Source organism: Vibrio sp. 704 (assembly GCF_033339295.1).
Genome location: NZ_JAWOUH010000024.1, coordinates 36790 through 60392, shown reverse-complemented (window position 1 = coordinate 60392; position 23603 = coordinate 36790). Strand labels below are relative to the sequence as shown.

Annotated in this window: 17 protein-coding genes; 3 read left to right on the top strand and 14 right to left on the bottom strand. The window is 47.0% G+C overall.

The genetic code is table 11. The features are described from left to right. Nucleotides 1–143: 143 nt before the first annotated feature. The 6 genes from accC to R7R24_RS21705 form a co-directional block, all read right to left on the bottom strand. Nucleotides 144–1487, bottom strand: a complete 1344-nt coding sequence (accC, locus tag R7R24_RS21730; protein ID WP_005382509.1) for an acetyl-CoA carboxylase biotin carboxylase subunit — start codon at nucleotides 1485–1487, stop codon at nucleotides 144–146. Between the two features lie 14 nt (nucleotides 1488–1501). Continuing rightward, the gene (accB, locus tag R7R24_RS21725; RefSeq protein ID WP_005386355.1) at nucleotides 1502–1963 is read right to left on the bottom strand and encodes an acetyl-CoA carboxylase biotin carboxyl carrier protein; all 462 of its coding nucleotides are present in this window, start codon (nucleotides 1961–1963) and stop codon (nucleotides 1502–1504) included. A 61-nt stretch (nucleotides 1964–2024) separates the two neighbouring features. After that, complete coding sequence (gene aroQ / locus R7R24_RS21720) at nucleotides 2025–2474, bottom strand: type II 3-dehydroquinate dehydratase (RefSeq protein ID WP_005382360.1); 450 nt, start codon at nucleotides 2472–2474, stop codon at nucleotides 2025–2027. A gap of 303 nt (nucleotides 2475–2777) precedes the next feature. Beyond that, on the bottom strand, nucleotides 2778–4730 hold the full coding sequence (acs, locus tag R7R24_RS21715) for an acetate--CoA ligase (RefSeq protein ID WP_005386359.1): 1953 nt from the start codon (nucleotides 4728–4730) through the stop codon (nucleotides 2778–2780). Between the two features lie 237 nt (nucleotides 4731–4967). Then, a complete protein-coding gene (locus R7R24_RS21710; protein ID WP_237306808.1) occupies nucleotides 4968–5597 on the bottom strand; it encodes a 3'-5' exonuclease in 630 nt (209 codons plus the stop codon). Between the two features lie 33 nt (nucleotides 5598–5630). Continuing rightward, complete coding sequence (locus R7R24_RS21705; protein WP_262663072.1) at nucleotides 5631–7457, bottom strand: DUF294 nucleotidyltransferase-like domain-containing protein; 1827 nt, start codon at nucleotides 7455–7457, stop codon at nucleotides 5631–5633. A 233-nt stretch (nucleotides 7458–7690) separates the two neighbouring features. On the opposite strand from R7R24_RS21705, the gene R7R24_RS21700 reads away from it, so the two are divergent. Beyond that, nucleotides 7691–8878, top strand: coding sequence for a 3-phenylpropionate MFS transporter (locus tag R7R24_RS21700; RefSeq protein ID WP_053307400.1), 1188 nt, complete (start codon nucleotides 7691–7693; stop codon nucleotides 8876–8878). A 135-nt stretch (nucleotides 8879–9013) separates the two neighbouring features. Next, nucleotides 9014–12445 carry a PAS-domain containing protein gene (locus R7R24_RS21695; RefSeq protein ID WP_253657672.1) on the top strand — a complete coding sequence of 1144 codons (3432 nt, stop codon included), beginning with the start codon at nucleotides 9014–9016 and terminating at the stop codon, nucleotides 12443–12445. Nucleotides 12446–12535: 90 nt separating this feature from the next. Here the strand turns inward: R7R24_RS21695 and R7R24_RS21690 are convergent, their stop codons facing one another. The 5 genes from R7R24_RS21690 to R7R24_RS21670 all read right to left on the bottom strand — a co-directional run bounded on the left by R7R24_RS21690 (nucleotide 12536) and on the right by R7R24_RS21670 (nucleotide 17110). After that, on the bottom strand, nucleotides 12536–13921 hold the full coding sequence (locus tag R7R24_RS21690; protein ID WP_182039311.1) for a class II fumarate hydratase: 1386 nt from the start codon (nucleotides 13919–13921) through the stop codon (nucleotides 12536–12538). 17 nt (nucleotides 13922–13938) lie between these two features. Next, a complete protein-coding gene (locus tag R7R24_RS21685; RefSeq protein WP_005382370.1) occupies nucleotides 13939–14316 on the bottom strand; it encodes a hypothetical protein in 378 nt (125 codons plus the stop codon). A 199-nt stretch (nucleotides 14317–14515) separates the two neighbouring features. Beyond that, nucleotides 14516–14998 (bottom strand): hypothetical protein, encoded by a 483-nt coding sequence (locus R7R24_RS21680; protein ID WP_005382371.1) that lies wholly within the window; start codon nucleotides 14996–14998, stop codon nucleotides 14516–14518. A 108-nt stretch (nucleotides 14999–15106) separates the two neighbouring features. Further along, nucleotides 15107–16834, bottom strand: coding sequence for a sodium:solute symporter family protein (locus R7R24_RS21675; protein WP_005382372.1), 1728 nt, complete (start codon nucleotides 16832–16834; stop codon nucleotides 15107–15109). Nucleotides 16835–16846: 12 nt separating this feature from the next. Beyond that, nucleotides 16847–17110 carry a DUF4212 domain-containing protein gene (locus tag R7R24_RS21670; protein WP_005382373.1) on the bottom strand — a complete coding sequence of 88 codons (264 nt, stop codon included), beginning with the start codon at nucleotides 17108–17110 and terminating at the stop codon, nucleotides 16847–16849. A gap of 520 nt (nucleotides 17111–17630) precedes the next feature. On the opposite strand from R7R24_RS21670, the gene R7R24_RS21665 reads away from it, so the two are divergent. After that, nucleotides 17631–19382 (top strand): potassium/proton antiporter, encoded by a 1752-nt coding sequence (locus R7R24_RS21665; RefSeq protein ID WP_005382374.1) that lies wholly within the window; start codon nucleotides 17631–17633, stop codon nucleotides 19380–19382. On the opposite strand, the gene R7R24_RS21660 is transcribed toward R7R24_RS21665, so the two are convergent. From R7R24_RS21660 to R7R24_RS21650, 3 genes are all read right to left on the bottom strand, one after another. Beyond that, nucleotides 19379–20008: a response regulator gene (locus R7R24_RS21660; protein WP_005382375.1), complete on the bottom strand. Its 630-nt coding sequence runs from the start codon at nucleotides 20006–20008 to the stop codon at nucleotides 19379–19381. The two genes, R7R24_RS21665 and R7R24_RS21660, sit on opposite strands and share 4 nt — an antisense overlap. A 194-nt stretch (nucleotides 20009–20202) precedes the next feature. Beyond that, the gene (locus R7R24_RS21655; RefSeq protein ID WP_182039312.1) at nucleotides 20203–22035 is read right to left on the bottom strand and encodes a protein-disulfide reductase DsbD; all 1833 of its coding nucleotides are present in this window, start codon (nucleotides 22033–22035) and stop codon (nucleotides 20203–20205) included. A gap of 161 nt (nucleotides 22036–22196) precedes the next feature. After that, the gene (locus R7R24_RS21650; RefSeq protein WP_005382378.1) at nucleotides 22197–23504 is read right to left on the bottom strand and encodes an anaerobic C4-dicarboxylate transporter; all 1308 of its coding nucleotides are present in this window, start codon (nucleotides 23502–23504) and stop codon (nucleotides 22197–22199) included. Nucleotides 23505–23603: the final 99 nt, after the last annotated feature.

Genomic DNA, 23603 nt, shown 5'->3' with positions numbered 1-23603 from the left:
TGAAGTGGCGCAGAGTTTACCAGAACTCTACGATTTGTTTGAGTATATACCCAAATAAGCCGATTTATATGTTGAGCCGTTCGCGTACATATAAAACAAAAATGCCCACGGGAGTGGGCATTTTTTAAGACGTTTGCTTAGGTTTATTGTAAGCCAAGCTTCTTCTCTAAGTAGTGGATGTTTGCACCACCGTGTTGGAAGTTTTCGTCATTCATAATGGAGAATTGCAGTGGTACGTTAGTTTTGATGCCTTCGATGATCATCTCACCCAGTGCGTTCTTCATACGTGCAATCGCTACATCACGGTTCTCACCGTAAGTGATCAGTTTACCAATCATTGAATCGTAATGAGGTGGTACTGTGTAGCCTGTGTAGATATGAGATTCCCAACGTACACCCATACCGCCAGGAGCGTGGAAACGCTCGATCTTACCCGGAGATGGTAGGAAGCGCTCAGGGTCTTCTGCGTTGATACGACACTCAATCGCATGGCCACGGATCTTAATATCATCTTGAGTGAATGACAGAGGCTGACCCGCTGCAACGCGAAGCTGTTCTTTGATTAGGTCGATGCCAGTAACCATCTCTGTTACTGGGTGCTCTACCTGAATACGAGTGTTCATTTCGATGAAGTAGAACTCACCGTTCTCGTATAGGAATTCAAACGTACCTGCGCCGCGGTAACCGATCTCGATACATGCACGAGTACAGCGTTCACCGATGTACTTACGCATTTCTTCGGTGATACCAGGTGCTGGAGCTTCTTCCACTACTTTTTGGTGACGACGTTGCATTGAACAGTCACGCTCACCAAGGTGGATTGCGCCGCCTTGACCGTCAGCAATAACCTGAACTTCAACGTGACGAGGGTTTTCTAGGAATTTCTCCATGTAAACCATGTCATTGTTGAACGCCGCTTTTGCTTCAGCACGTGTCATTGCAATAGCTTGGATAAGGTCTTTCTCTGCGCGAACAACACGCATACCACGACCGCCGCCGCCGCCAGATGCTTTGATGATTACTGGGTAACCAATGCGCTTAGCAAATGCTTTGTTTTTCTCTTCGTCATTGTCTAGAGGGCCGTCAGAACCCGGTACACAAGGAACGCCTGCTTTCTTCATTGCATTGATAGCAGATACTTTATCGCCCATTAGGCGGATAGTGTCTGCCTTTGGACCAACGAAGATGAAACCACTGCGCTCAACTTGCTCTGCGAAGTCTGCGTTCTCAGACAGGAAGCCGTAACCTGGGTGGATAGCCACAGCACCAGTTACTTCTGCTGCAGAAATGATGCGTGGAATGTTTAGGTAGCTGTCGATACCACGAGCAGGGCCGATACATACGGTTTCGTCTGCGAGTAGTACGTGCTTAAGATCGCGGTCCGCTGTTGAGTGAACAGCGACGGTCTTAATACCTAATTCTTTACAAGCGCGAAGAATACGAAGTGCAATTTCACCTCGGTTCGCGATGACTACTTTGTCTAGCATAAGGCAAGCCCCGCTTATTCGATTACAACAAGAGGTTGGTCGAATTCAACTGGTTGGCCGTCTTCAGCTAGGATTGCTGTAACAACGCCAGATTTGTCCGCTTCGATTTGGTTCATCATTTTCATTGCTTCAACAATACATAGAGTATCGCCAGCATTTACTTTCTGACCCACTTCTACGAATGCTTTAGAGTCTGGGCTTGGAGAGCGGTAGAAAGTACCAACCATTGGAGAAAGAACTTGGTGACCTGCAGGTGTTGCTGCTGGAGCTTCTGCTGCTGGCGCTTCCGCTACTGGTGCCGCTGCTACTGGAGCAGGTGCCGCTGCTGGAGCTGCTGCGTAGTGAATTGGTGCTTGAGGGGCTGCAGTGCCATGACGGCTGATGCGCACTGACTCTTCACCTTCAGAGATCTCTAGCTCAGCAATGCCAGACTCTTCAACTAACTCAATTAGCTTCTTGATTTTACGAATATCCATCTTTTCTTTCTCTTTTATCTTGTGATTAAGACAACCCTCGTAGGGTTGCAGAGTGTTAGGGTTACTTTGCCTGTAGCTTATTGATCGCTGCAGACAGAGCAAATTCATAACCTTGTGCGCCTAAACCGCAAATCACACCCTCTGCTTTATCTGACAGATAAGAGTGATGACGGAATGGTTCACGTGCGTGCACATTTGATAAGTGCACCTCAATAAATGGGATGGCGACGCCAAGTAATGCATCTCGCAGCGCCACACTAGTATGAGTGAAAGCCGCTGGATTGATGATGATGAAGTCAATCTTGCCATAGGCAGCGTGAATGGCTTCAATCAGTTCGTACTCACGATTTGATTGTAGGTGTTCCAGTTCTACCCCAGCGTTATGGGCTTGCTCTGTAAGAGTATCCACAACTTGAGCTAAGGTACTGTGACCATAGTGTGTCGGTTCGCGCAGACCCAATAGATTAAGATTTGGTCCGTTTAGAACAAGAATCCGTGACTTTGCAGACATTGTGTTGCTATCTTCCCTTATCGTGAGTGGAACGTTTATATTCCCAAATATACGATAGTTCAGCACGATTTTTTTGTTAAAACCGAGCAAATTTTAAAAAATCGACCAAGATTATAGCTAATTCATAGCAATTAGCAGCAATTTACTGGTCTAATCTCCTAATAGCCACTCTCGTTTCTGTAACCAAGTTAACAAAAACAACATAATTGCCATATTTTTTGTGTGGCCAATTTGTGCACTAAAGCAAAAAACCGCCATGAGTGATGGCGGTTTTTAAAGTGCTTTTAAAACAGTTGGTTGAATTTATGCCAATTCTGCTTTCTCTGCGATAAGTTTATCTACAACGCTCGGATCGGCAAGCGTTGATGTGTCTCCGAGGTTGCTGGTATCACCCGTTGCAATTTTACGCAGGATTCGACGCATGATCTTACCAGAACGAGTCTTCGGTAAGGAATCCGTCCAGTGCAGTACATCTGGTGTTGCAATTGGACCAATCTCTTTACGCACCCAATCTTTCACTTCTTTGTGTAGCTCTGCTGACGGGAATTCACCATCGTTCAAGGTAATGTAAGCGTAGATAGCTTGGCCTTTGATATCATGCGGAATGCCCACAATAGCGGCCTCAGCAATTTTATGATGTGCGACAAGAGCCGATTCTATTTCAGCGGTACCCATGCGGTGACCCGACACGTTTAGTACGTCATCAACACGGCCCGTGATCCAGTAGTAACCGTCTTCGTCACGACGAGCCCCATCACTAGTAAAGTACATTCCCTTGAAGGTTGAGAAGTAGGTCTGTTCAAAGCGCTCGTGGTCGCCATAAACAGTACGCATCTGACCTGGCCATGAATCAAGGATCACCAAGTTACCTTCTGCTGCGGTTTCTTCAATGATGTTGCCCATGTTATCAACCAGTGCAGGTTGGACTCCGAAGAATGGTCGAGTTGCTGAGCCTGGTTTTAAGTCTGTTGCACCTGGTAGTGGTGCAATTAAGATACCGCCGGTCTCTGTTTGCCACCAAGTATCAACGATAGGCGAGCTCTCGTTACCAATCGTTTTGTAGTACCACTCCCACGCTTCAGGGTTGATAGGCTCACCTACTGAACCCATAACACGTAAGCTTGAACGTGATGTCCCTGCTACCGCTTCGTTACCTTTTGCCATTAGTGCACGAATAGCGGTTGGCGCAGTGTAGAGAATGTTCACTTGGTGCTTATCAACCACTTCACTCATACGAGCCGTGCTTGGGTAGTTTGGAACACCTTCAAACAGAATGGTTTTGGCCCCGTTCGCTAGTGGACCATAAATTAGGTAAGTATGGCCTGTAATCCAGCCCACATCCGCGGTACACCAGAAGGTTTCACCTGGTTGATAATCGAAGACATATTTAAAGGTCATTGCCGCGTAGACGAGGTAACCGCCTGTAGTATGTAGTACGCCTTTAGGTTTACCTGTCGAGCCAGATGTGTAGAGGATGAACAGCGGGTCTTCGGCTTTCATCTCTTCTGGTGGGCAAACGTCAGAAACGTTGGCTGTTGCTTCGTGCCACCAAACATCACGGTGTTCATGCCATTCAACATCACCACCTGTACGTTTAAGCACGACGACTTTATTGATGGTTTTTACGTCTGGGTTGGTTAGTGCTTCATCCACGTTCTTTTTCAGTGGAACAGCGCGTCCGCCACGTACGCCTTCGTCTGCGGTGATCACGACTTTAGCGTCAGAGTCGATGATACGGCCGGATAGTGCTTCTGGTGAGAAACCGCCAAATACTACGGTGTGAACCGCACCAATACGGGTACAAGCGAGCATAGCCACAGCGGCTTCTGGCACCATTGGCATGTATAGACACACCACGTCTCCCTTGCGTACGCCTTGCTCTTTCAATGCGTTGGAGAATTTACACACTTCTTTGTGCAGTTCGTTGAAAGTGAGTGTTTTGTCGTCGGCTGGATCATCGCCTTCCCAAATGATGGCGACGTCGTCCCCGTGTTCTGCAAGATGACGGTCAATACAGTTAGCCGAGACGTTCAGTGTGCCATCTTCAAACCAGCGAATATCAACATGGCCAGTGTCGAAAGAAGTGCTTTTTACTTTGGTGAAAGGTTTGATCCAATCAACGATTTTGCCGTGTTCGTTCCAGAAGCCCTCTGGATCGGTTACCGACTGCTGATACATGGCTAAGTAAGTATCATTATCCGCGTGTGTATGAGTTTTAATATTTTCTTTTACCGGATAAACGTGGGCTTCGCTCATGGCTTCTCTCCTTGTGCCTTATTTCTCGGCCTTACACCAATCTAGATAAGATTTTGAATATATTTTTGTAGGGCTGTTTTTTGGTTCTAAATAACTTGGTCGTGGTAATGACGACGTTGCGCTTATAACTGTCAGTCACCGCGCGTATTTCCACAATTAGACTTTAGGATGAGAGTGATGGAAGCGCCGGGAAATCGCTGAAACAAAAGTATTTCTGGGAGCTAGGTCAACTGATTTTTATGTATACGGCGCGGTTAGGTTGGGTAAATCGCCTTTCGTTAAGCGGACAAAGACCAAAGCGGCAGAAATCGCGTCTTGCAAGGCGTCGTGTTTGTCTTGGATAGGAAGTTCGAGGTGTTTACAAATGGCATCCAGACTTAAGTCGAAATAGGCATTCGGCAAATGTCGTTCCAACTTATCGTGATAAATCTGACTGACCTCGATAAGTGGGTTAGGAAGTGGGAAGCCAAGTTGCCGCAGACAAGCAAGGTCTAAGATCTTTTTATCGTAACGAATGTGATAGCCCACAAGTGGTCGGTTGCCGATAAAGTCGAGCAGCTCGAGCAGCGCCTCTTTTTCACTGATGCCATCGGCTAAGTCTTGGTGGCGAATTCGATGGATCTTGACCGAGCCAGAGTCGAGCGATTGCGGAGCGCGTAAGCGGACTTCAAATGGTTGACTGGTGATGATGCGGTTGTCGATGATCTTGGTGGCTGCAATAGTAACCAGCTCGGCGCGATTTGGGTCAAGGCTGGTGGTTTCGCAGTCAAGAGAGACGTATTCTGTTTTATCTGGCGTGCAAAACAGCGACTGATAAGGCGAACCTTTCAGTTTGTAGTGCCAGTATTTGCGTTGTAACCAGTTCATTGCCTACGCCTCTGTGATTTATGAAAATCAGGGTTAATCACGAATTTGATAATGGAAGCCTAAAAATTGCTTAAATTTCTTCACCACATGTAAGCTGTGGCGAAGCAAATCACGCTCAGTTCTATCCAGTTGTTTAATATCAATGTTATTCAACGCTTCTTGCTTTTTGAGTTGCTGATTAAGGCGAAGTTTAAAGAACAATTTTAGTGCTTCGTTGAGATTATCTGCTGTTTCGGGTTCTAAGATGCGCTTATTTCTCAGAGCTTCAATGCGTTCAAACGTGTTCTTCTCTTCAATGGCATACTCCAAAGACAAGGCGCGAATGCCGTGTACAATTGGGAAAATACCGCCGCGTTTAATGTCCAATCCGTCTTTAGCACTTTTTACGTTGCCAAATAGAGTTAGGGGCACCGAAAACTGCAAGGCAGGGCGAGTAAAGTCAGACAATATCAACATGCGATCTTTCATTGTGTCACGAAGATGCGCCGCAATTGGAGCCAGCAGCTCGCAATTCCCAGCAACAGCATGGGCGTCACTGAAAATGGCTAAGTCCATGATTTGTTCTGGTTCGGCTTTAGCTATCCAGTGGTTTAGGGTACTTATCCATTCTTGCTGTGTTTTGACCCATTTCGGGTTGTTAACCATCACTTTACCAGGGCAAAGTGGATAACCGAGCTGTTGTAGGGTGTGTGTGAAGGATCGCATCACTTGTTCGCAATGAGGCCATTCCAGACCATCTTGAATAATCAGGGCATTGTCTTGATCGGTTTTGAGAATTTGCTCTCCTCGGCCTTCAGAGCCGAGTACGATCAAGCAACAATGGTCGTGCAAGGCTGGTGGTATCACTAACTCGAACGCTTTCTCTATAATTTGTTCGTTTACGGCTGAGATAAGCTCCATGATGAAGCGAGTGCGGATGCCGTTTTTCAATAAGCTCTCGACCAATTGACGTTGGCGGTTTGAGGCCAAAGCGAGCTCTTCCACGCTGCTTGCTCGAGCAATACTGAGCGTTAACACGTGAGAGTGGGTTGAGAACGCGCTGAGAATTTGGGTCATATCCAGCATGCCAACGGCTCTGTTGCCTTCACATACCATGAGGCGTTTCATTCTGTTTCTGGTCATTGTGATCATGGCGTTGAATAGAAAGTCACCATCATCAACGTGATAAACAGGAAAGCTCGCGATCTCACCCACTGGTGTGTCGAGCGCGCAACCATCCAACATCACAGAATGCAGCATATTAGTACGAGTCACTATTGCGTACGGGTGGGCTGATGGCCATTTTTCCAATCGTGGATCATCGCCATGGAGTTGAACCAATGCAGCGTCAATCCCATTTTCTTTTAAGGAACGTGTTACCTCGTTAATTGGTGTATTTGGTTCAAGGATCATCGGTGGGTGATAAATGCTGCGGTCAACTTTAGTGAGAATAAACTCCGCTAAGTTTTGCTGTTGATGGGCCGCTTCGATGAGCTCTTGCCGTTTCGATAAATTGTTATCGAAATAGGCTGCAAACTGGCCATTTTCGTTGTAAAGGGCAAGGAAAACTTCTTTCGGCAGTAGGTAAGAGAGCGTGTCCTCAAGCGCGATGTAGTGATGACGTACCTTGTCTTCAAGTAACGAGCGTACATCGAACATATCGTCGTTGGCATAATGTGCGAACACTTCCTGTTGATCGTTGGAGCGCTCTTCTACCGCGCCTTTGATCAGAATATGTAAGTGGGGGTTCTTCTGTCCGCAGGATAAAATAACATCTCGAGCTCGATAGTAGGCGACGTCCAGAGACGATCGCAGTCGCGTTTGTTGTGCTTCAGTTAAGCGATCGAACGGTGGAGATTGCATGTTAAATTTGTCAGGCATGAGAACACCCAATAATGATGGAAGGAACACTCTCTAAGTCTGACAAATTTCTTACCGGAAGCCAGACGACTTTGGTCTAAATTACGATGTTTTCGCTTGAAGATGCCAAATGTCGCAAAGTTAGTATTCCATCGAGGAAACGATAAGTTTCTTATTCTTCCCTTTTTATAATACGCATGGCGATCCATAATTCCCGGCTCGAACGTTGGTGTTCCCGTTTTAGGATATTAGTAATGTTGAAACCTTCTCCGTATGGCTGGATTTCCCAGTACTTTCTCGGATTCTTCTTTGCGTATGGCGTGTATCTGCCATTTTGGTCACTTTGGTTTAAGGATCAGGGCGTATCTTCGACAGATATCGGTTTGCTGGTCGGGTTAGGCCTTGCGACACGTTGTGTTGCCAATATCGTGATCACCCCACGAGTACACAAAGTCGAACATCTTATGCCTGCTTTACGTTGGTTGAGTTTCGCTGCCCTCCTTTTTGTTGGATTTCACTTTTTTACGGGTGGTAGCTTTTGGTTAATGGCACTAGCGACAGTGTTGTTCAATCTTTGTTGTGGACCGATTATTCCGTTGTCGGACGCGATGGCAAATTACTACGCTCGCCTGAAAATGCTCGATTATGGCCGCACGCGGCTATGGGGTTCGATCGCCTTTATCGCAGGCTCGACGGCAGTGGGCTACCTGGTGGCTGAATTTGGCTCCGATATGATCTTGTACACTGCGATGTTCGGCGTGTTTATCTCGTTGCTGTTTGCTATGCGACCGACTAACCCAATGCCTGTAACGCACGGTGGGCAAAGCGCAGAACGTCCAAAGCTGACCGCTCTTTTGACCGACAAGCCGATACTAAAATTCTTAGTGTTGGTGTCACTAATTCAGGGCAGTCATGCGGCTTACTACGGCTTTAGTGCGATTCACTGGAAGGCCGCTGGTCACTCGGAAGATGTCATTGGCTACTTGTGGAGCTTAGGAGTAGCCGCAGAAGTGGCAGTGTTTGCATTGAGTAAGCGCTTATTCGTAGGTTGGTCAATACGCGCGCTGTTTATTGCTGCTGCCGTTGGTGTAATGATGCGTTGGGGTATTACGGCGTCGACAACATCAATTATTGCTTTGGTGGTTGTTCAACTATTGCATGGTGTGACTTTCGCTACCGCGCACATTGCCGCGATCCAATATATCCAAAACTCCGAAGAAAATAAGATCGTAGCGTTGCAAGCGTTGTATAACGCGATTCCGTTGGGCGCATTTATCGCGTTAATGACCGTATTGAGTGGCTGGGGTTATGAGCACTGGGGACCTCTTGTGTTCTGGGGCATGGCCGCGATGGGGTTATTGGCTCTGTTCATCAAGCTTGATTCGCAAGACCCACATCAGGTGGTTGATGTATCAGACAAGCCACTTGAAACACAGAATTAGACTTATGTAACAAAGGTTAAAAACTAAGCTTTGTCTCCGTTATCAAAGCAGTGTTAAATGAAACCTCTCCCTCATGGAGAGGTTTTTTTATTCTCTTGCTTTAAAAGTAGCAAGAAAGGCAAGAAAGGATATCGGATGCAAGGATGGCTGGTGGTTCCCGTTTCTTTAGCGTATTTGGGAGCTTTATTTATCATCGCGTGGTACGGCGATATTCAGAAAAGGTGGCTAGCGCGCTGGCGGCCTTGGATTTATAGCCTTTCCATTGCGGTGTACTGTACATCATGGACCTTCTACGGCACGGTCGGGCAGGCCAGCAGTAATCCTTGGTCTTTCTTGCCCATCTATATTGCTCCCATTTTAGTGTTTACCATCGGATGGCGCGTTTTAGCTCGGCTTATTTTGATTGCTAAACGGGAACACATCACGTCGATTGCTGACTTTATCGGAGCACGCTACGGTAAATCCCAAGGTTTGGCCGTGGTTGTTACGCTCATAGCGGTTGCGGGAATTTTGCCGTACATCGCTTTACAGCTGCGTGGTATCACTATGGGGCTTGAAATTATTGCTCCGGAGCTGGCTACTGATTTTGGTTATCAAAACGGTAGCGTGTCGTGGTTTGTTGTGGTCGCATTGGCGATTTTTACGATGCTATTCGGTACCCGCCACATTGATAACACGGAACACCATCGTGGGATGATGATGGCAATTGCCTTCGAATCCATTATCAAACTGCTGGCTTTTTTAGTGGTTGGTGTCTTCATTGTTTGGTTGGCGATGAACACCGAGAATTTGAGCTTAATTGATGTTGCCGCACAGACGTATCAGTCACCAAATATCCCGACTATATTGATTCATACTGTACTCACGATGCTGGCGATCGTTTGCCTTCCGCGACAATTCCATACGATGGTGGTGGAAAATGAACGTGCTCAAGATTTGCATGTGGCTCGTTGGTTGTTCCCCATTTATCTGATCTTAATGGGGATTTTTGTTTTACCTATTGCGTGGGTAGGGCAAGGTCTCTTGAGTGGCGCTTCGCCTGATACTTATGTCATCAGTGTGCCGATGTCGGTAGGGGCGAGTGAAATCGCCTTGCTTGCGTTTCTAGGCGGTACTTCAGCGGCAAGTGGCATGGTTATCGTATCGACGATTGCCTTAGCGATCATGGTCTCGAATGACTTGGTTATGCCATTGCTATTGCGTCGCATGCGACTGACGCAGCGTAACCATCACCATTTTTCTGAATTATTACTGCGGATCCGCCGTGGTTTGATTTTAGTTTTGTTGATTGGCGCGTGGTGTTTCTATCAAGCGTTGGACACCATTCATTCACTTTCTGCTATCGGCTTTCTCTCGTTCGCGGCTATCACGCAATTCGCTCCTGCGCTGGTTGGCGGTATGTATTGGCGTCAAGGGAATAAGAAAGGTGTGTATGTTGGCCTCGCGGTGGGTTTTGCTACCTGGTTGATTACGTTAATGAGCCAAACAGACATGCTTGCCGGAGACGCCAGTAATAACTTCCTGATCTGGTTGATTACGCCACCAGAGGTATTGGCTAGCTTTGATATCGCGATTTCAGATTGGGGGATGATCCTCAGCGTGGTCGCTAATGCAGTGTGTTTTGTTGTGGTTTCTATGGCTACCCGACCAAGCCTAAGTGAGCGCTTACAATCGGCATCATTCGTTGGTACACCGTTGCCTGAAAGCGAAAATATGAGTCTGTACCAGAGCCGCGTTACGGTTGCAGAACTGGAAATGCTAGCGTCCAGATTTGTAGGACGAACGCGAGTTAAAGCGGCGTTTCAAGCCTACTGGAGCCAGCAACGAGAAGAGTTGATGCCGAATCAACAAGCGCCATCTTCTCTGATTCGGCATACGGAGCGTGTGCTAGCAGGGGTATTTGGAGCATCTTCTGCTAAGTTAGTACTTACTTCCGCTCTGCAAGGAAGAAACATGCAGCTTGAAGAGGTGGCGACTATCGTCGATGAAGCCTCTGAACTGTACGATTTTAGTCGGGGTTTACTCCAAGGCGCGATTGAGCATATTGGACAAGGTATTGCGGTCGTCGATAAGCAACTACGCTTGGTAGCGTGGAACCAACGCTATTTAGAACTCTTTGAATTTCCGCCAGGCCTGATTCAAGTAGGTCGACCGATTGCGGATGTGATTCGGCACAATGCAGAGCAGGGGTTGTGTGGCCCTGGTGACCCTGATGACCACGTCCGTCGCCGTGTTTATCACCTTGAGCAAGGGACTCGGCACACCTCTTCTCGGGTTCGTCCCGATGGTCGCGTGATAGAGGTGCAAGGTAACCCAATGCCAGGTGGTGGCTTTGTGATGAGCTTTACCGACATCACCGTATTCCGTGATGCAGAGCAAGCACTGAAAGACGCCAACGAGACATTGGAAGAAAGGGTACGTCTACGGACTCGAGAATTAGAACAACTTAACAAGCAGCTGGTGGAAGCGACGCAGCGCTCGGATTTGGAATCGAAGTCCAAATCACGGTTCTTGGCGGCAGTAAGCCATGACTTGATGCAACCGCTCAACGCGGCGCGTCTATTTGCATCTTCACTATCGGAAGTCGCCAAAGACAGCGAAGCCAAAAAGCTGTCAGCACACATTGAAAGTGCTTTAGAGGCTGCCGAAGACTTAATTGGAGATTTGCTGGATATCTCGCGTTTGGAATCGGGCAAGTTGGAAGTCAACGTGCATGGCTTTGCGTTAAATGATGTGTTATCGAATTTGAATGCTGAGTTTAGTGCGTTAGCCAAACAGCAAGGTATAGAGTTCACCATGATTCCGTCCTCACTCATGGTTAAGTCGGATCCCAAACTGCTGCGCCGTGTGGTGCAAAACTTCCTGACCAATGCGTTTCGTTATAACCCGAATGGCAAAGTCGCACTCGGTGTTCGCCGCGTGAAAGGGCGAGTGCGTATTGATGTATGGGATAATGGAGTGGGGATTGAAGAAGAGAAGCAGCAAGAGATTTTTGAAGAGTTTAATCGCGGAACTCAAGTTCGTTCCGACCAAGGCCTCGGACTTGGTTTGGCGATTTCGAAAGGAATTGCTCAGGTACTTGGGCATGAAATTTCGATGCGCTCTTGGGTTGGAAAAGGCAGTGTTTTTTCCATCACCCTAGATAAAGCTGATCATGTTCAGCCTCATCCAGTGCACGTGGCAATGAGTAAGCAATCTGAACTTGGTCATCTGAGAATCCTATGTGTCGATAATGAGCCTGACATTCTAGTCGGCATGGAAAACTTACTTTCCCGATGGGGCTGCGATACACGAGTTGCGATTGATTTAGTTGAAAGTCTACAAGCGCTTGAGGATGGTTGGATTCCGGATGTAATTTTCTCCGATTACCGACTTGATGATGGTCGTACTGGTTTAGAAGTGCTACAGCAATGCCGCCTGAGATTAGGCCACAGCTTTGAAGGCGTCATCATCAGTGCAGATCGTACCGATGATATGCTTGATGGCATCAAAGCAAATGGGTTCAGCTTTATTGCTAAGCCAGTTAAGCCGCTTAAGCTGCGTTCGGTGCTCAATCGAGTCGCTTAGGATTGGAGTGTTTGAAAAATCGCTATAAAAGAGACCTCCGAATGGAGGTCTCGATGTTTGTAATCTTAGTTGATAGGCTGAGTTTGCCGTTTATTCTGCGACGCCGCCTTGGGTCAGTTTGGCTGGATTAAGCAATCGCTCTAGTGTGGCTCTATCCAAATCAGTTTCTTCTTCCGCGACATCAATAATCGCGCGTCCCTGTTTGTAGGCTTTTTTCGCGACTTCTGCCGCTTTTAGGTAACCAATGACCGGGTTGAGAGCCGTGACCAAAATAGGGTTTTTGGCGAGTGCTACATCCAAGTTATCTTGGCGAACTTCAAACGTCGTAATGGCTTTGTCAGCTAAAGCGGTTGCGCTGTTAGAGAGTAACTCGATGCTCTCCAATACGTTATGAGCAATAACTGGCAGCATGACGTTAAGCTGGAAGTTGCCCGCTTGGCCTGCGACGGTAATGGTGGTGTCATTACCAATGACTTGCGCTGATGCCATCGCTGCGGCTTCTGGGATCACAGGATTTACTTTGCCAGGCATGATGGAAGAACCCGGTTGCAAGCCTTGTAATTCAATCTCACCTAAACCAGCCAATGGGCCTGAATTCATCCAACGAAGATCGTTTGCGATCTTCATGATCGCAACTGCTGCTGTTTTGAGCTGTCCCGACAGAGCGACGATCGCATCTTGACTGCTTAAATTGAAAAAGAAGTTATCACTGGCCGTGAACTGAATGCGAGTTGATTGGGTTAGGTTGCTAGCGAATAAGTCTGCAAAGCGTGGATCGGCATTGATCCCCGTTCCAACCGCCGTACCACCTTGGGCTAAGGCTTTTACAGCAGGAAGTGTTTGTTCAATCGCTTGTTTTGCATGCTCGATTTGGAACTGCCAACCGCCAAGTTCTTGAGCAAAGGTAATTGGCATCGCGTCCATTAAGTGGGTGCGACCGGTTTTTACAACATCTTTCAATGCTTGCTGTTTAGACTCTAGTGTTTGGCTGAGGTGTGAAAGGGCCGGGAAGAGCTGTTTTTCGATGGCTAATGCTGCGCTAACTTGAATGGCCGTCGGTACCACATCGTTGCTGCTTTGCCCCATGTTGACGTGATCATTAGGGCTAACAGTGCCGCCTAGATGCTGGGAGGCCAGTGTTGCAATTACTTCATTCGCATTCATATTTGAGCTAGTGCCTGATCCTGTTTGGAACACGTCAATTGGGAATTGCTCAATATGATTGCCTTCGATAATTGCTTGAGCTGCGTCAGCAATCGCGTTGGCAATATCTCCTTCAAGCAGCCCTAGCTGTGCGTTGGTGAGTGCCGCAGTCTGCTTGATGTGTGCTAACGCTTTGATAAAACCAGATGGCATTTTATGTTGACTGAATGAGAAGTTATCGACGGCGCGTTGAGTTTGGGCTTGGTAGAGAGCATCTGCAGGGACAGTTACTTCGCCCATACTGTCAGTTTCTATGCGGAATTCGGTGCTCATGGTAGGGATCCTTTTGGTTAATCGAGTGAGATTTGAATCAGGCGTAATTGTTGTTGTAGTGCGAGAAATTTCACGTCGCCTTGTTCAAACTGGTAGTAATAGCGTTTGAGGCAGAATAATGGCGTATGGATAGAATCGAGACAGACACGACGGAAGATACGGCTGCGAGTTGAGTCTTGAATTGCGTCTAGTAAATGGAAATAAACCTGACGTAAAAACAGCTCACACAACAATAGATTTTCTTCATCGGCATCGTGTTCATAACAAGAAGACAACACCATTCCCCAATGAATATAGTCATGAATCACGTCTGGCTCAAAGCCATGTGGTGCGGCGAGAAGGAATCTATCTTGGGCTTTAAAAAATGCGTTAAAGATGTCCCGTTTGTTGTCCATAACCACCTCTCATTAAATGTAATGATAATTATTATCAATTAAATTATGGGTTGGCAACCCTTTTTAGAGTAAGAGGTTGTTGAAGAAAGACTTACGGAAACAAAAGCCGACGCAAAGGCGTCGGCTGAGTAGGAATTCATTTATGCTGAGTGAAACTAAGTCACTGTCGTTTGAATACCGGTGAATTAGCTTGTCGCCGTTATTCAGTAAATAAGGTTTCGTACTTCACAAATGCGGTTTGTGTTTCACCATAATACAGTGTGCCGCCTGATTGAATGACGACTCTTAACCAGCTTTCTGCAGATGCAGGCTTTGGTAAGGTGATGTACCAGCTTTGGCCAGCTTGATCGGCGGGCTTCATATCAATCGGTTGAGCGTTTTTCTCTTTGTCACTCACAATAGAAACTTTAACCCCTTCAAGTGGGTAAGCGGCGTTGAGTGACAATTCTAAGTTATTTTTAGTGAGTTTTTCAGAGCGAAATTTCACTTTAAAATCGCCATTTTCCATATCACACAGACCACTGGTGTAACGACAATTAGACTTACTCGCGAGTTTGTAAGTTTCCCCTTCTTGCGCCGCGTGGGGTTTCTCGCTGAGGGCCATATCGGTACCGAAGTAAGCGATCAAAGAGAGAACTGGCGCAATCAGTAGAGCGAGAATAAAGTGCTTGTTTTTGAACATCTTGGCTTCCTTGCAACGACATACTGCGAATATGGTAACTGAAAAGTGAGAATAAAAAAGCCCCGGACGGCTGGTTCCAAACGGGGCTTTTGTGGTTTTGATTAGTTTTTAGTGATCCACTGCGCTACCAGCACCTACTGGTACGCGAACGTGTTCGACTAGGTCTTTTACTTCTTGTGGCGTTTCTGCAGTTACTTTGGATACAGCGAATGCGACGATGAAGTTAAATAGTGCGCCAATAGCACCAAACGCGTTTGGCTCAATACCCAGGAACCAGTTTGTTCCCCAGCTTTCTAGATATTTCCAATCAGCAACGAAAAGAATGCCTTTGTGTTGGAATACGTAGAACAGCGTAATACTGATACCCGCAATCATACCGGCGATTGCGCCTTCTTTGTTGATGCTCTTGCTGAAGATGCCCATCATCAATGCAGGGAAGATGGATGAGGCGGCAAGACCAAAGGCGAGTGCTACCGTACCTGCGGCAAATCCAGGCGGATTTAAACCGAGATAGCCTGCGGCTGCTATCGCTACTGCCATTGATATTCGACTAGCAAGTAGCTCTTTTTTCTCGGATATGTTCGGATTGATAACCCCTTTGATTAAGTCATGGGAAATAGCTGAAGAAATGGCGAGTAGTAAACCTGCTGCGGTAGATAGTGCAGCTGCAAGACCACCTGCTGCCACAAGTGCAATCACCCAGTTTGGTAGTTTAGCGATCTCTGGGTTAGCCAATACCATGATGTCGTTATCAACGCGCAGTTCGTTGGTGGACGCATCTGAAGTGTATTGGATATTGCCATCGCCATTTTTATCGTCAAAACCGAGTAGTCCAGTTGTTTCCCAGTTTTTGAACCACGCAGGACGCTCGTCATACGCTAGGTGCTGACCCGGAGCTGGATTTACCGTATTCATTAGGTTGAGACGAGCCATCGCTGATACCGCTGGTGCTGTAGTGTAAAGGATTGCGATGAAGATCAGAGCCCAGCCTGCTGATGTACGTGCGTCGCGAACCTTCGGCACGGTAAAGAAACGGATAATTACGTGTGGTAGACCGGCAGTACCAATCATCAGTGACATGGTGTAGACAAACATATTAAGTGTGTCGCCACGTACTTGGGTCGTGTATTCACTGAATCCGAGTTCGGTCACAACTTGGTCAAGCCGATCGAGTAGATAGACATCGGTACCAGCCATGGTACTCCCCAGACCAATTTGTGGGATTGGGTTACCAGTGAGTTGCAGAGAGATAAAGATTGCAGGGATAGTGTAAGCAAGAATGAGTACGCAATATTGAGCAATCTGCGTGTAAGTGATGCCTTTCATGCCGCCAAGAACCGCGTACATGAAAACGATACACATACCAATTAATAGGCCAGTGGAGTAGTCCACTTCTAAGAAGCGACCAAACGCAACACCTACGCCTTTCATCTGACCGATAACATAAGTCACTGATGCGATGATAAGACAAACAACCGCTACGATACGTGCGGTATTGGAGTAAAAGCGTTCACCAACAAACTCTGGCACCGTAAACTTCCCAAATTTGCGTAGGTAAGGTGCTAGCAACAGCGCAAGCAGAACGTAACCACCAGTCCAACCCATTAGAAATACTGAGCCGCCATAGCCCATGAAGGCAATTAAGCCTGCCATTGAGATAAACGACGCTGCGGACATCCAATCGGCTGCGGTTGCCATACCGTTTGCAATCGGGTTTACACCGCCACCAGCAACATAAAACTCTTTGGTTGAGCCGGCGCGAGCCCAAATAGCAATCCCGATGTACAGGATGAACGTGGCGCCAACGACCAGGTAGGTAATAGTTTTCAAATCCATCTGAGTGACTCCTTATTCGTCCACGCCGAATTCACGGTCAATTTGGCGCATCTTCCATGCGTAATAGAAAATAATTCCTAGGAAGGCATAGATGGAGCCTTGTTGAGCAAACCAGAAACCGAGTTTGTAACCGCCTAGTTGAAATTGATTTAGTACGTCGACAAATAAAATGCCGCAGCCGAAAGACACGACGAACCAGATGACCATTAGGCCGATCATGAGCTTCACGTTTTTGTCCCAATAGGCTTTGGCTCTTTCTTCGCTTTCAAATGCCATTGCCGTCTCCTTACGATTGGTATTGTTGTTAATGAAATGTTTCAATGTGTACATTAGCAAGGTGTTGGCAATAACTCTTTTCAACTTTAGTCGGGGTGTTAAAAATGAGGAACCTCCATACTATGGGCTTTTGCAGCGAATAAAGGGGTAAAATGTTATGTTAATAAACTGTTAAGTTAGCCAAAGGTCTAAAGGTTGATTGGATAAACAAGCATGATTAAGACTGGCCATTAATCTTTTCTTCATTGAATTTGGAGATGCTGTGTAAATATTGGTGGTGATCTTGTGGCTCTCAATGAGAGAAGGCGTAGATAAGAAAGCTCACAAGTAATTTATTTACATAAAGTTTTCGCATCAAATCACCGTTTTAACTCACAATAAAGTAATATAACTGAGTCATTCTCGTACAACCTCGCATTTTGAGACGGTGTAAAGGGGAGGCGGATTAGGGCATTACCTCATTAACGAAGTAGCCTTGCTCATCACAATTATTATCGTTTTTCATTAAGGGAGGGTGAGAATGGACGCAGACACCATTAACAGTTTTTTTCTAATAGGTGCGTTGTTAATCGCACTTAGCGTTCTTTTAAGCCCAGTGTCTTCTAAGTTGGGGATCCCAATTCTTTTGGTATTTTTAGCCGTTGGAATGCTGGCGGGGGAAGATGGCTTAGGCGGCATTTTATTCGATAACTTTTCCATCGCTTATTTGGTTAGTAACCTCGCATTAGCCATCATTTTGCTTGATGGTGGGATGAGAACGCGGGTCGCCAGCTTTAGGGTTGCGTTATGGCCCTCGGTCTCTTTGGCGACATTTGGCGTTGCGATCACCACCATTTTGACCGGGCTGATGGCAACGTGGTTATTCGACTTAGATTTATTGCAAGGCATATTGGTTGGTGCGATTGTTGGTTCCACCGATGCTGCCGCGGTCTTCTCTCTACTCAAAGGTCGTAGCCTGAACGAACGTGTTGGTTCAACGCTGGAAATTGAATCCGGCACCAATGACCCAATGGCGGTGTTTCTGACCGTAACTCTGATTGCTATTTTAGCGAACCCTGGCGCAGATTTAAGTGCGGGCTTTTTGGCGTTCAGTTTTCTTAAGCAGTTTGGTATTGGCGCGTTACTTGGCTTCGCTGGTGGCTGGATCTTATGGAAAGTTATCAATCGCAATCAATTACCAGATGGGCTGTATTCTATTTTAACGGTCAGTGGTGGCTTGCTTATTTTCGCTTTATCTAACACTTTGGGTGGCAGTGGTATTTTGTCGATTTACCTTGTTGGTCTTTTATTAGGTAACCGTCCAACACGCAGCCGCCACTCTATTCTTCATGTTTTAGATGGTATGACGTGGCTAGCTCAAATTGGTATGTTCTTGGTGCTTGGTTTGTTGGTTACGCCATCCAATTTACTCTCTATTGCGTTGCCAGGTCTTGCGCTTGCTTTCGGGATGATTTTGTTTGCCCGACCAATCTCAGTTTGGATTGGTTTACTGCCATTCAAGAGTTTCACGCCACGTGAAAAGTGGTTTGTCTCTTGGGTAGGACTGCGTGGTGCTGTACCTATCATCCTCGCGGTATTTCCGATGATGGCAGGGTTGCCAGATGCTCAACTGTACTTCAATTTGGCATTCTTTGTAGTAATGGTGTCTTTGATAGTACAAGGGGGCACGTTGACTAAGGCGATGTCTCTTGCAAAGGTCGAGCTACCTTCTAAGCCTGAGCCAATTTCGCGTACGGGTGTAGAGATTTACCCGACCAGTGAGTGGGAGCTGTTTATCTATAGACTTAAAGCAGATAAATGGTGCATTGGTGAGCCATTACGTAGTCTTTCGATGCCGGAAGGAACGCGTATCGCCGCTGTATTTCGCAGTAAAGAGCTATTGCACCCATCCGGCAGTACGCGTCTTGAGGAAGATGATACCTTGTGTGTATTAGCACAAGAAAAGGATTTAGATGCACTGAGCTTACTGTTTAGTGAAGCCCCAGAGAAAGCGTCGCTAGCGCGATTCTTCGGTGACTTCTTCCTCGATATTGAAGTGAAGCTTGCCGATATTGCCGTGATGTATGGTTTGAATCTGGGGGATGAACCGCTGGATAAAAGTTTGAGAAACCTTGTCGAAGAGCAATTAGGTAGCACGCCAGTATTGGGAGACCATTTCGAGTGGCAAGGTTTGCATTGGATCGTCGCTGATGTTGTTGATCAGCAGGTCACTAAAGTCGGTATCCGATTGCCAAACGAAAAAAGTAAGTCTGACGATAAGACGTCAATCTAGTCGCTCATTTCCGTCAGCATAATCACGGCTTGCGTGCGGTTCTTTACACCGAGCTTACGGAAAATCGCTGTCATGTGCGCTTTTATGGTGGCTTCTGAAACATTCAATTCGTAAGCGATTTGCTTGTTCAGCAAGCCATCGGACAACATTCCCAACACTTTATATTGCTGCGGTGTTAGCGCAGCAATCTTTTCCGCTAAGTCATTACATGCCGCGTTATTGGTGATCAACCCTTCAGGGAAGTATGGGTCGCCATTCAGCACTTGATTGAGCGCGTTCACTAATTCGCGCATGTCGCTGGACTTGGGAATAAAACCAAATGCACCATGGCTTTTCACCTGCGTCACGATCGCCGGCTCTTCACTCGCTGAAACGACGACGATAGGTAAATCTGGATGCTCTGCTCGCAAATGAATCAAGCCAGACATACCATTTGCTCCTGGCATTTTGAGGTCCAATAGCACTAAATCTGGCTCTTCCTCTCGCTCCAACAAAGCCAGAAGTGCGTCGAGTGAGTCCGCTTCCAGCAAATTTGCACCACTAATAGCCATGTGGATAGATTGAAACAAGGCATTCCGGAAGAGTGGGTGATCATCTGCAATAATGATGGTGTAGGTCGAATCCATGACGTTAAACACTTTTGACTATTTCGTTAAATTTATTATTGTCCAGCTTTGAGAGAGTGGACAATATTTATTCGCTAAAAGTCTGAACCAAATCGACTTTTATTAGGAAAATTGCATATAAACGCAATGTTCTTATTCAAATCTGAGCAATAAAAAACGCCAGTGGACATCACTGGCGTTTGAATATCTGGTTATCAGAACTGCTTGATATGCTCTAAGAAAGGCTCAGCTTGCATGAATCCCGTCAAACGAGCGTTTGAAACGTGTTCGCCACTGGCATCCCAAAACTCAATTGTTGGTAAACCAAGTACATTCATGTGCTTCAGTAGTTCGATGTCTTGCACTTGGTTTTTGGTCACGTCCGCTTGCAGAAGAACGAAGTCTTGCAGTTTTGCTTCGACGCTTGGGTCATGGAAGGTGTACTTTTCAAACTCTTTACATGCTACACACCAATCGGCGTAGAAATCGAGCATGACGGGTTTACCTGCCGCTTTCGCAAGTGCCAGTTGTTCTTCAAGCTCCGCCACGTTAGCAATGCGAGTAAAGCTAACAGTGGCTTGCTGAGTTTGTGTTGTGCTGTTGCCAAACCAGTAATTTAAGATAGGTTGTGCTGCGGCTAGCAAACCTAAGACGGCGATTATGCCCACGGCACTTTGTTTCCAGCCACCAAACTCTAGACTGTTTTTGATGTGGTATAGCCAACCAAAAGCAGCAATACCCAGTGCTGACCACAGAATCGTTGACCACATTTCTGGCATGATGCGTTCTAGTAAGAAGATAGGTGCGGCAAGCAGAATAAAGCCGAACAGCGTTTTCACGCGGTCCATCCAACCGCCGGCTTTTGGTAGCAACTTGTTGCCAAATACCGCTACAAGGATCAGCGGAATACCCATGCCCATCGCTAGCGCGTAAAGGGCGACCCCACCGGTGAGTAAGTCGCCACTTTGTGCTACGTAAAGTAGCGCACCAGATAGAGGTGCCGTGGTACATGGTGAGCACACCAAGCCAGATATTGCCCCCATTGCAAACACGCCAGCACTGCTGCCGCCTTGCTGTTTGTTGCTGAGGTTGTTTAACCACGTTTGAACGCTGCTTGGTAGCTGTAATGAGTACAGACCAAACATAGACAAAGCGAGTGCGATGAACAGTACGCTCAAGCCAATCAGCACATAAGGGTGTTGCATTGCCGCTTGGAACTGCATACCTGCAGATGCCACCACAAGGCCGAGTAGGGTGTAAGTCAGCGCCATGCCTTGTACATAGACAAACGACAAGCCTAGCGCACGGCGCTGACTCAGTTTGCCACTGCCAAGCACGATGCTGGTCAGAATTGGGTACATCGGCAGCACACAAGGTGTAAACGCCAAGCCCACACCAAGCGCCAAGAACAGAAGTGGTGTCCACCAGTTATCAGCAAGGTTGGCTGCAAGGCTATCTTGCTGTGTTACTGGCGCTGATGATGTGTCATCAGACGTAGATGATTGCGCCGCTGGTGGCGTTGCTGTTGGTGCCTGTTCTGCTTTTGATGCAGTTGTCGCCGTTGTTGAATCTGAGTTCGACGAAGTAAACGCGTTGATAGGAATCACGCGAGTTTCTGGCGGGTAACAGAAGCCTGCTTTCGCACAACCTTGGTATTGCACGACTACGCGAGCACCGTCTTGCCAATCATGCATTGGTACATTAACGAAGAGAGGTTGAGTATAGATATGCACGTCACCAAAGAATTCATCTTTATGCGGTGTGCCGTCTTCCATTTGCAGTTCGCCTAGCGATACTTTCTCACCAGCTACAGACAAGCGCTCTTGATATAGGTAGTACCCGTCACGTACCTGCCAATCGAGCATCAATTTGTCATCTTGCTGGTAGAAGTTAAATGGAAACGCCTGATCAACCGGAACAAAGCTGTCGCTGCTGCTACCAAAACTGTTGTTCTGGCTACTGTTAAACTGGTCTTTGCCAAATAAAGCTAAAGACGGAGTGGAAAAGGTAATGAGCCCTAAGAGTAAAACGGAAAGTAATGCGCGCATAAAAGAGTCAATTCATCTTAGATAATTGCCGTTAGTGTAACTCAATCAGACCCGGAGGCGAGTCAATAAGTTTCATGAAAATGAAGATTTATTGAGCATAAATCAAGACAACAGGCAATAAAAAAGGGAGCCGAAGCTCCCCGAGTAAGACTCTGTTTCTACTAGATCAGTAGACCACCGAATGCGAAGCCAAGTGCTACCGCAGAAGCGATGGTTACCACACCAGGTACAAAGAATGGGTGGTTGAATACGTACTTACCGATACGAGTTGAACCCGTGTCGTCCATCTCAACCGCGGCAAGTAGCGTTGGGTAAGTTGGCAGCACGAATAGCGCACTTACTGCGGCGAAAGATGCAACTGCGGTAAGTGGTGCGACACCGATTGCTAGTGCTGCTGGCATCAGCGCAACAGTGGTTGCACCTTGTGAGTAAAGCAGCATTGAAGCGAAGAATAGAACAAGTGCTAGCATCCATGGGTAGTCTGCTAGTAGCGCACCAGCCACTTCTTTGATGCCGTCAACGTGCGCGTTAACGAACGTAGAACCTAGCCATGCCACACCAAGAACACACACACACGCTGTCATACCAGAGCGGAATGTTGCTGCGGCTGGGATTTTGCCAGCATCGATTTTACAGCTCATTACGATAGCTGCCGCAGCTGCTAGCATTACCGTCATGATAGCTTCGTTACGGCCTAGAGCAGGGTTCTCGATAAGACCCACAGAGCCAGAAATTGCTGCTGCGTAACATACTACGAATGCGATTGCGCCTAGGAAGATGAATGTCGCTTTCTTCGCTGTTGGTAGGATTTCGCGTTTTGCTTCTGTATTTAGCTTGATTAAGCCTTTTTCTAGACGCTCTTGGTATTCAGCATCGTCTTTTAGCTCACAGCCCATGAAGTTCGCCACGAACGCACCGATCATGCACGCGATGAACGTCGTTGGGATACAGATTGCTAGTAGTGTTAGGTAGTCAACGCCAAATGGGTGCAGCATTGCCGCGAACGCTACAACAGCCGCTGAGATTGGTGATGCGGTGATAGCGATTTGCGATGCTACGACCGCGATAGACAGTGGACGAGAAGGGCGCACGCCTTGGCCTTTCGCTACTTCTGCAATCACTGGCAAAGTAGAGAATGCCGTGTGGCCAGTACCCGCCATTAATGTCATTAGGTAAGTTACGATAGGCGCATAAAAGGTGATGCGCTCAGGATGCTTGCGCAAAAAGTTTTCAGCAACTTGCACCATCCAGTCTAAACCACCAGCTACTTGCATTGCTGCGATAGCGGTGATTACAGACATGATGATCAAAATTACGTCAACGGGAATGTAAGCTTGGCTTGTTGGTACGCCCAAGATCAAAGACAACGCAATGACCCCAGCACCACCGGCAAAACCAATGCCGATACCACCGATTCTTGCCCCCAAATAGATGAAGAGCAGAACCACGAAGAGTTCGACCATGACCATATTGATACCTCTTTAGTTTTTTATTTGATTCTGATTTTTTGAACACTCAGGAACAGGAGTAAATGCTCAGAGAATGAGAACCTAGTGGTTTAGCGGCAA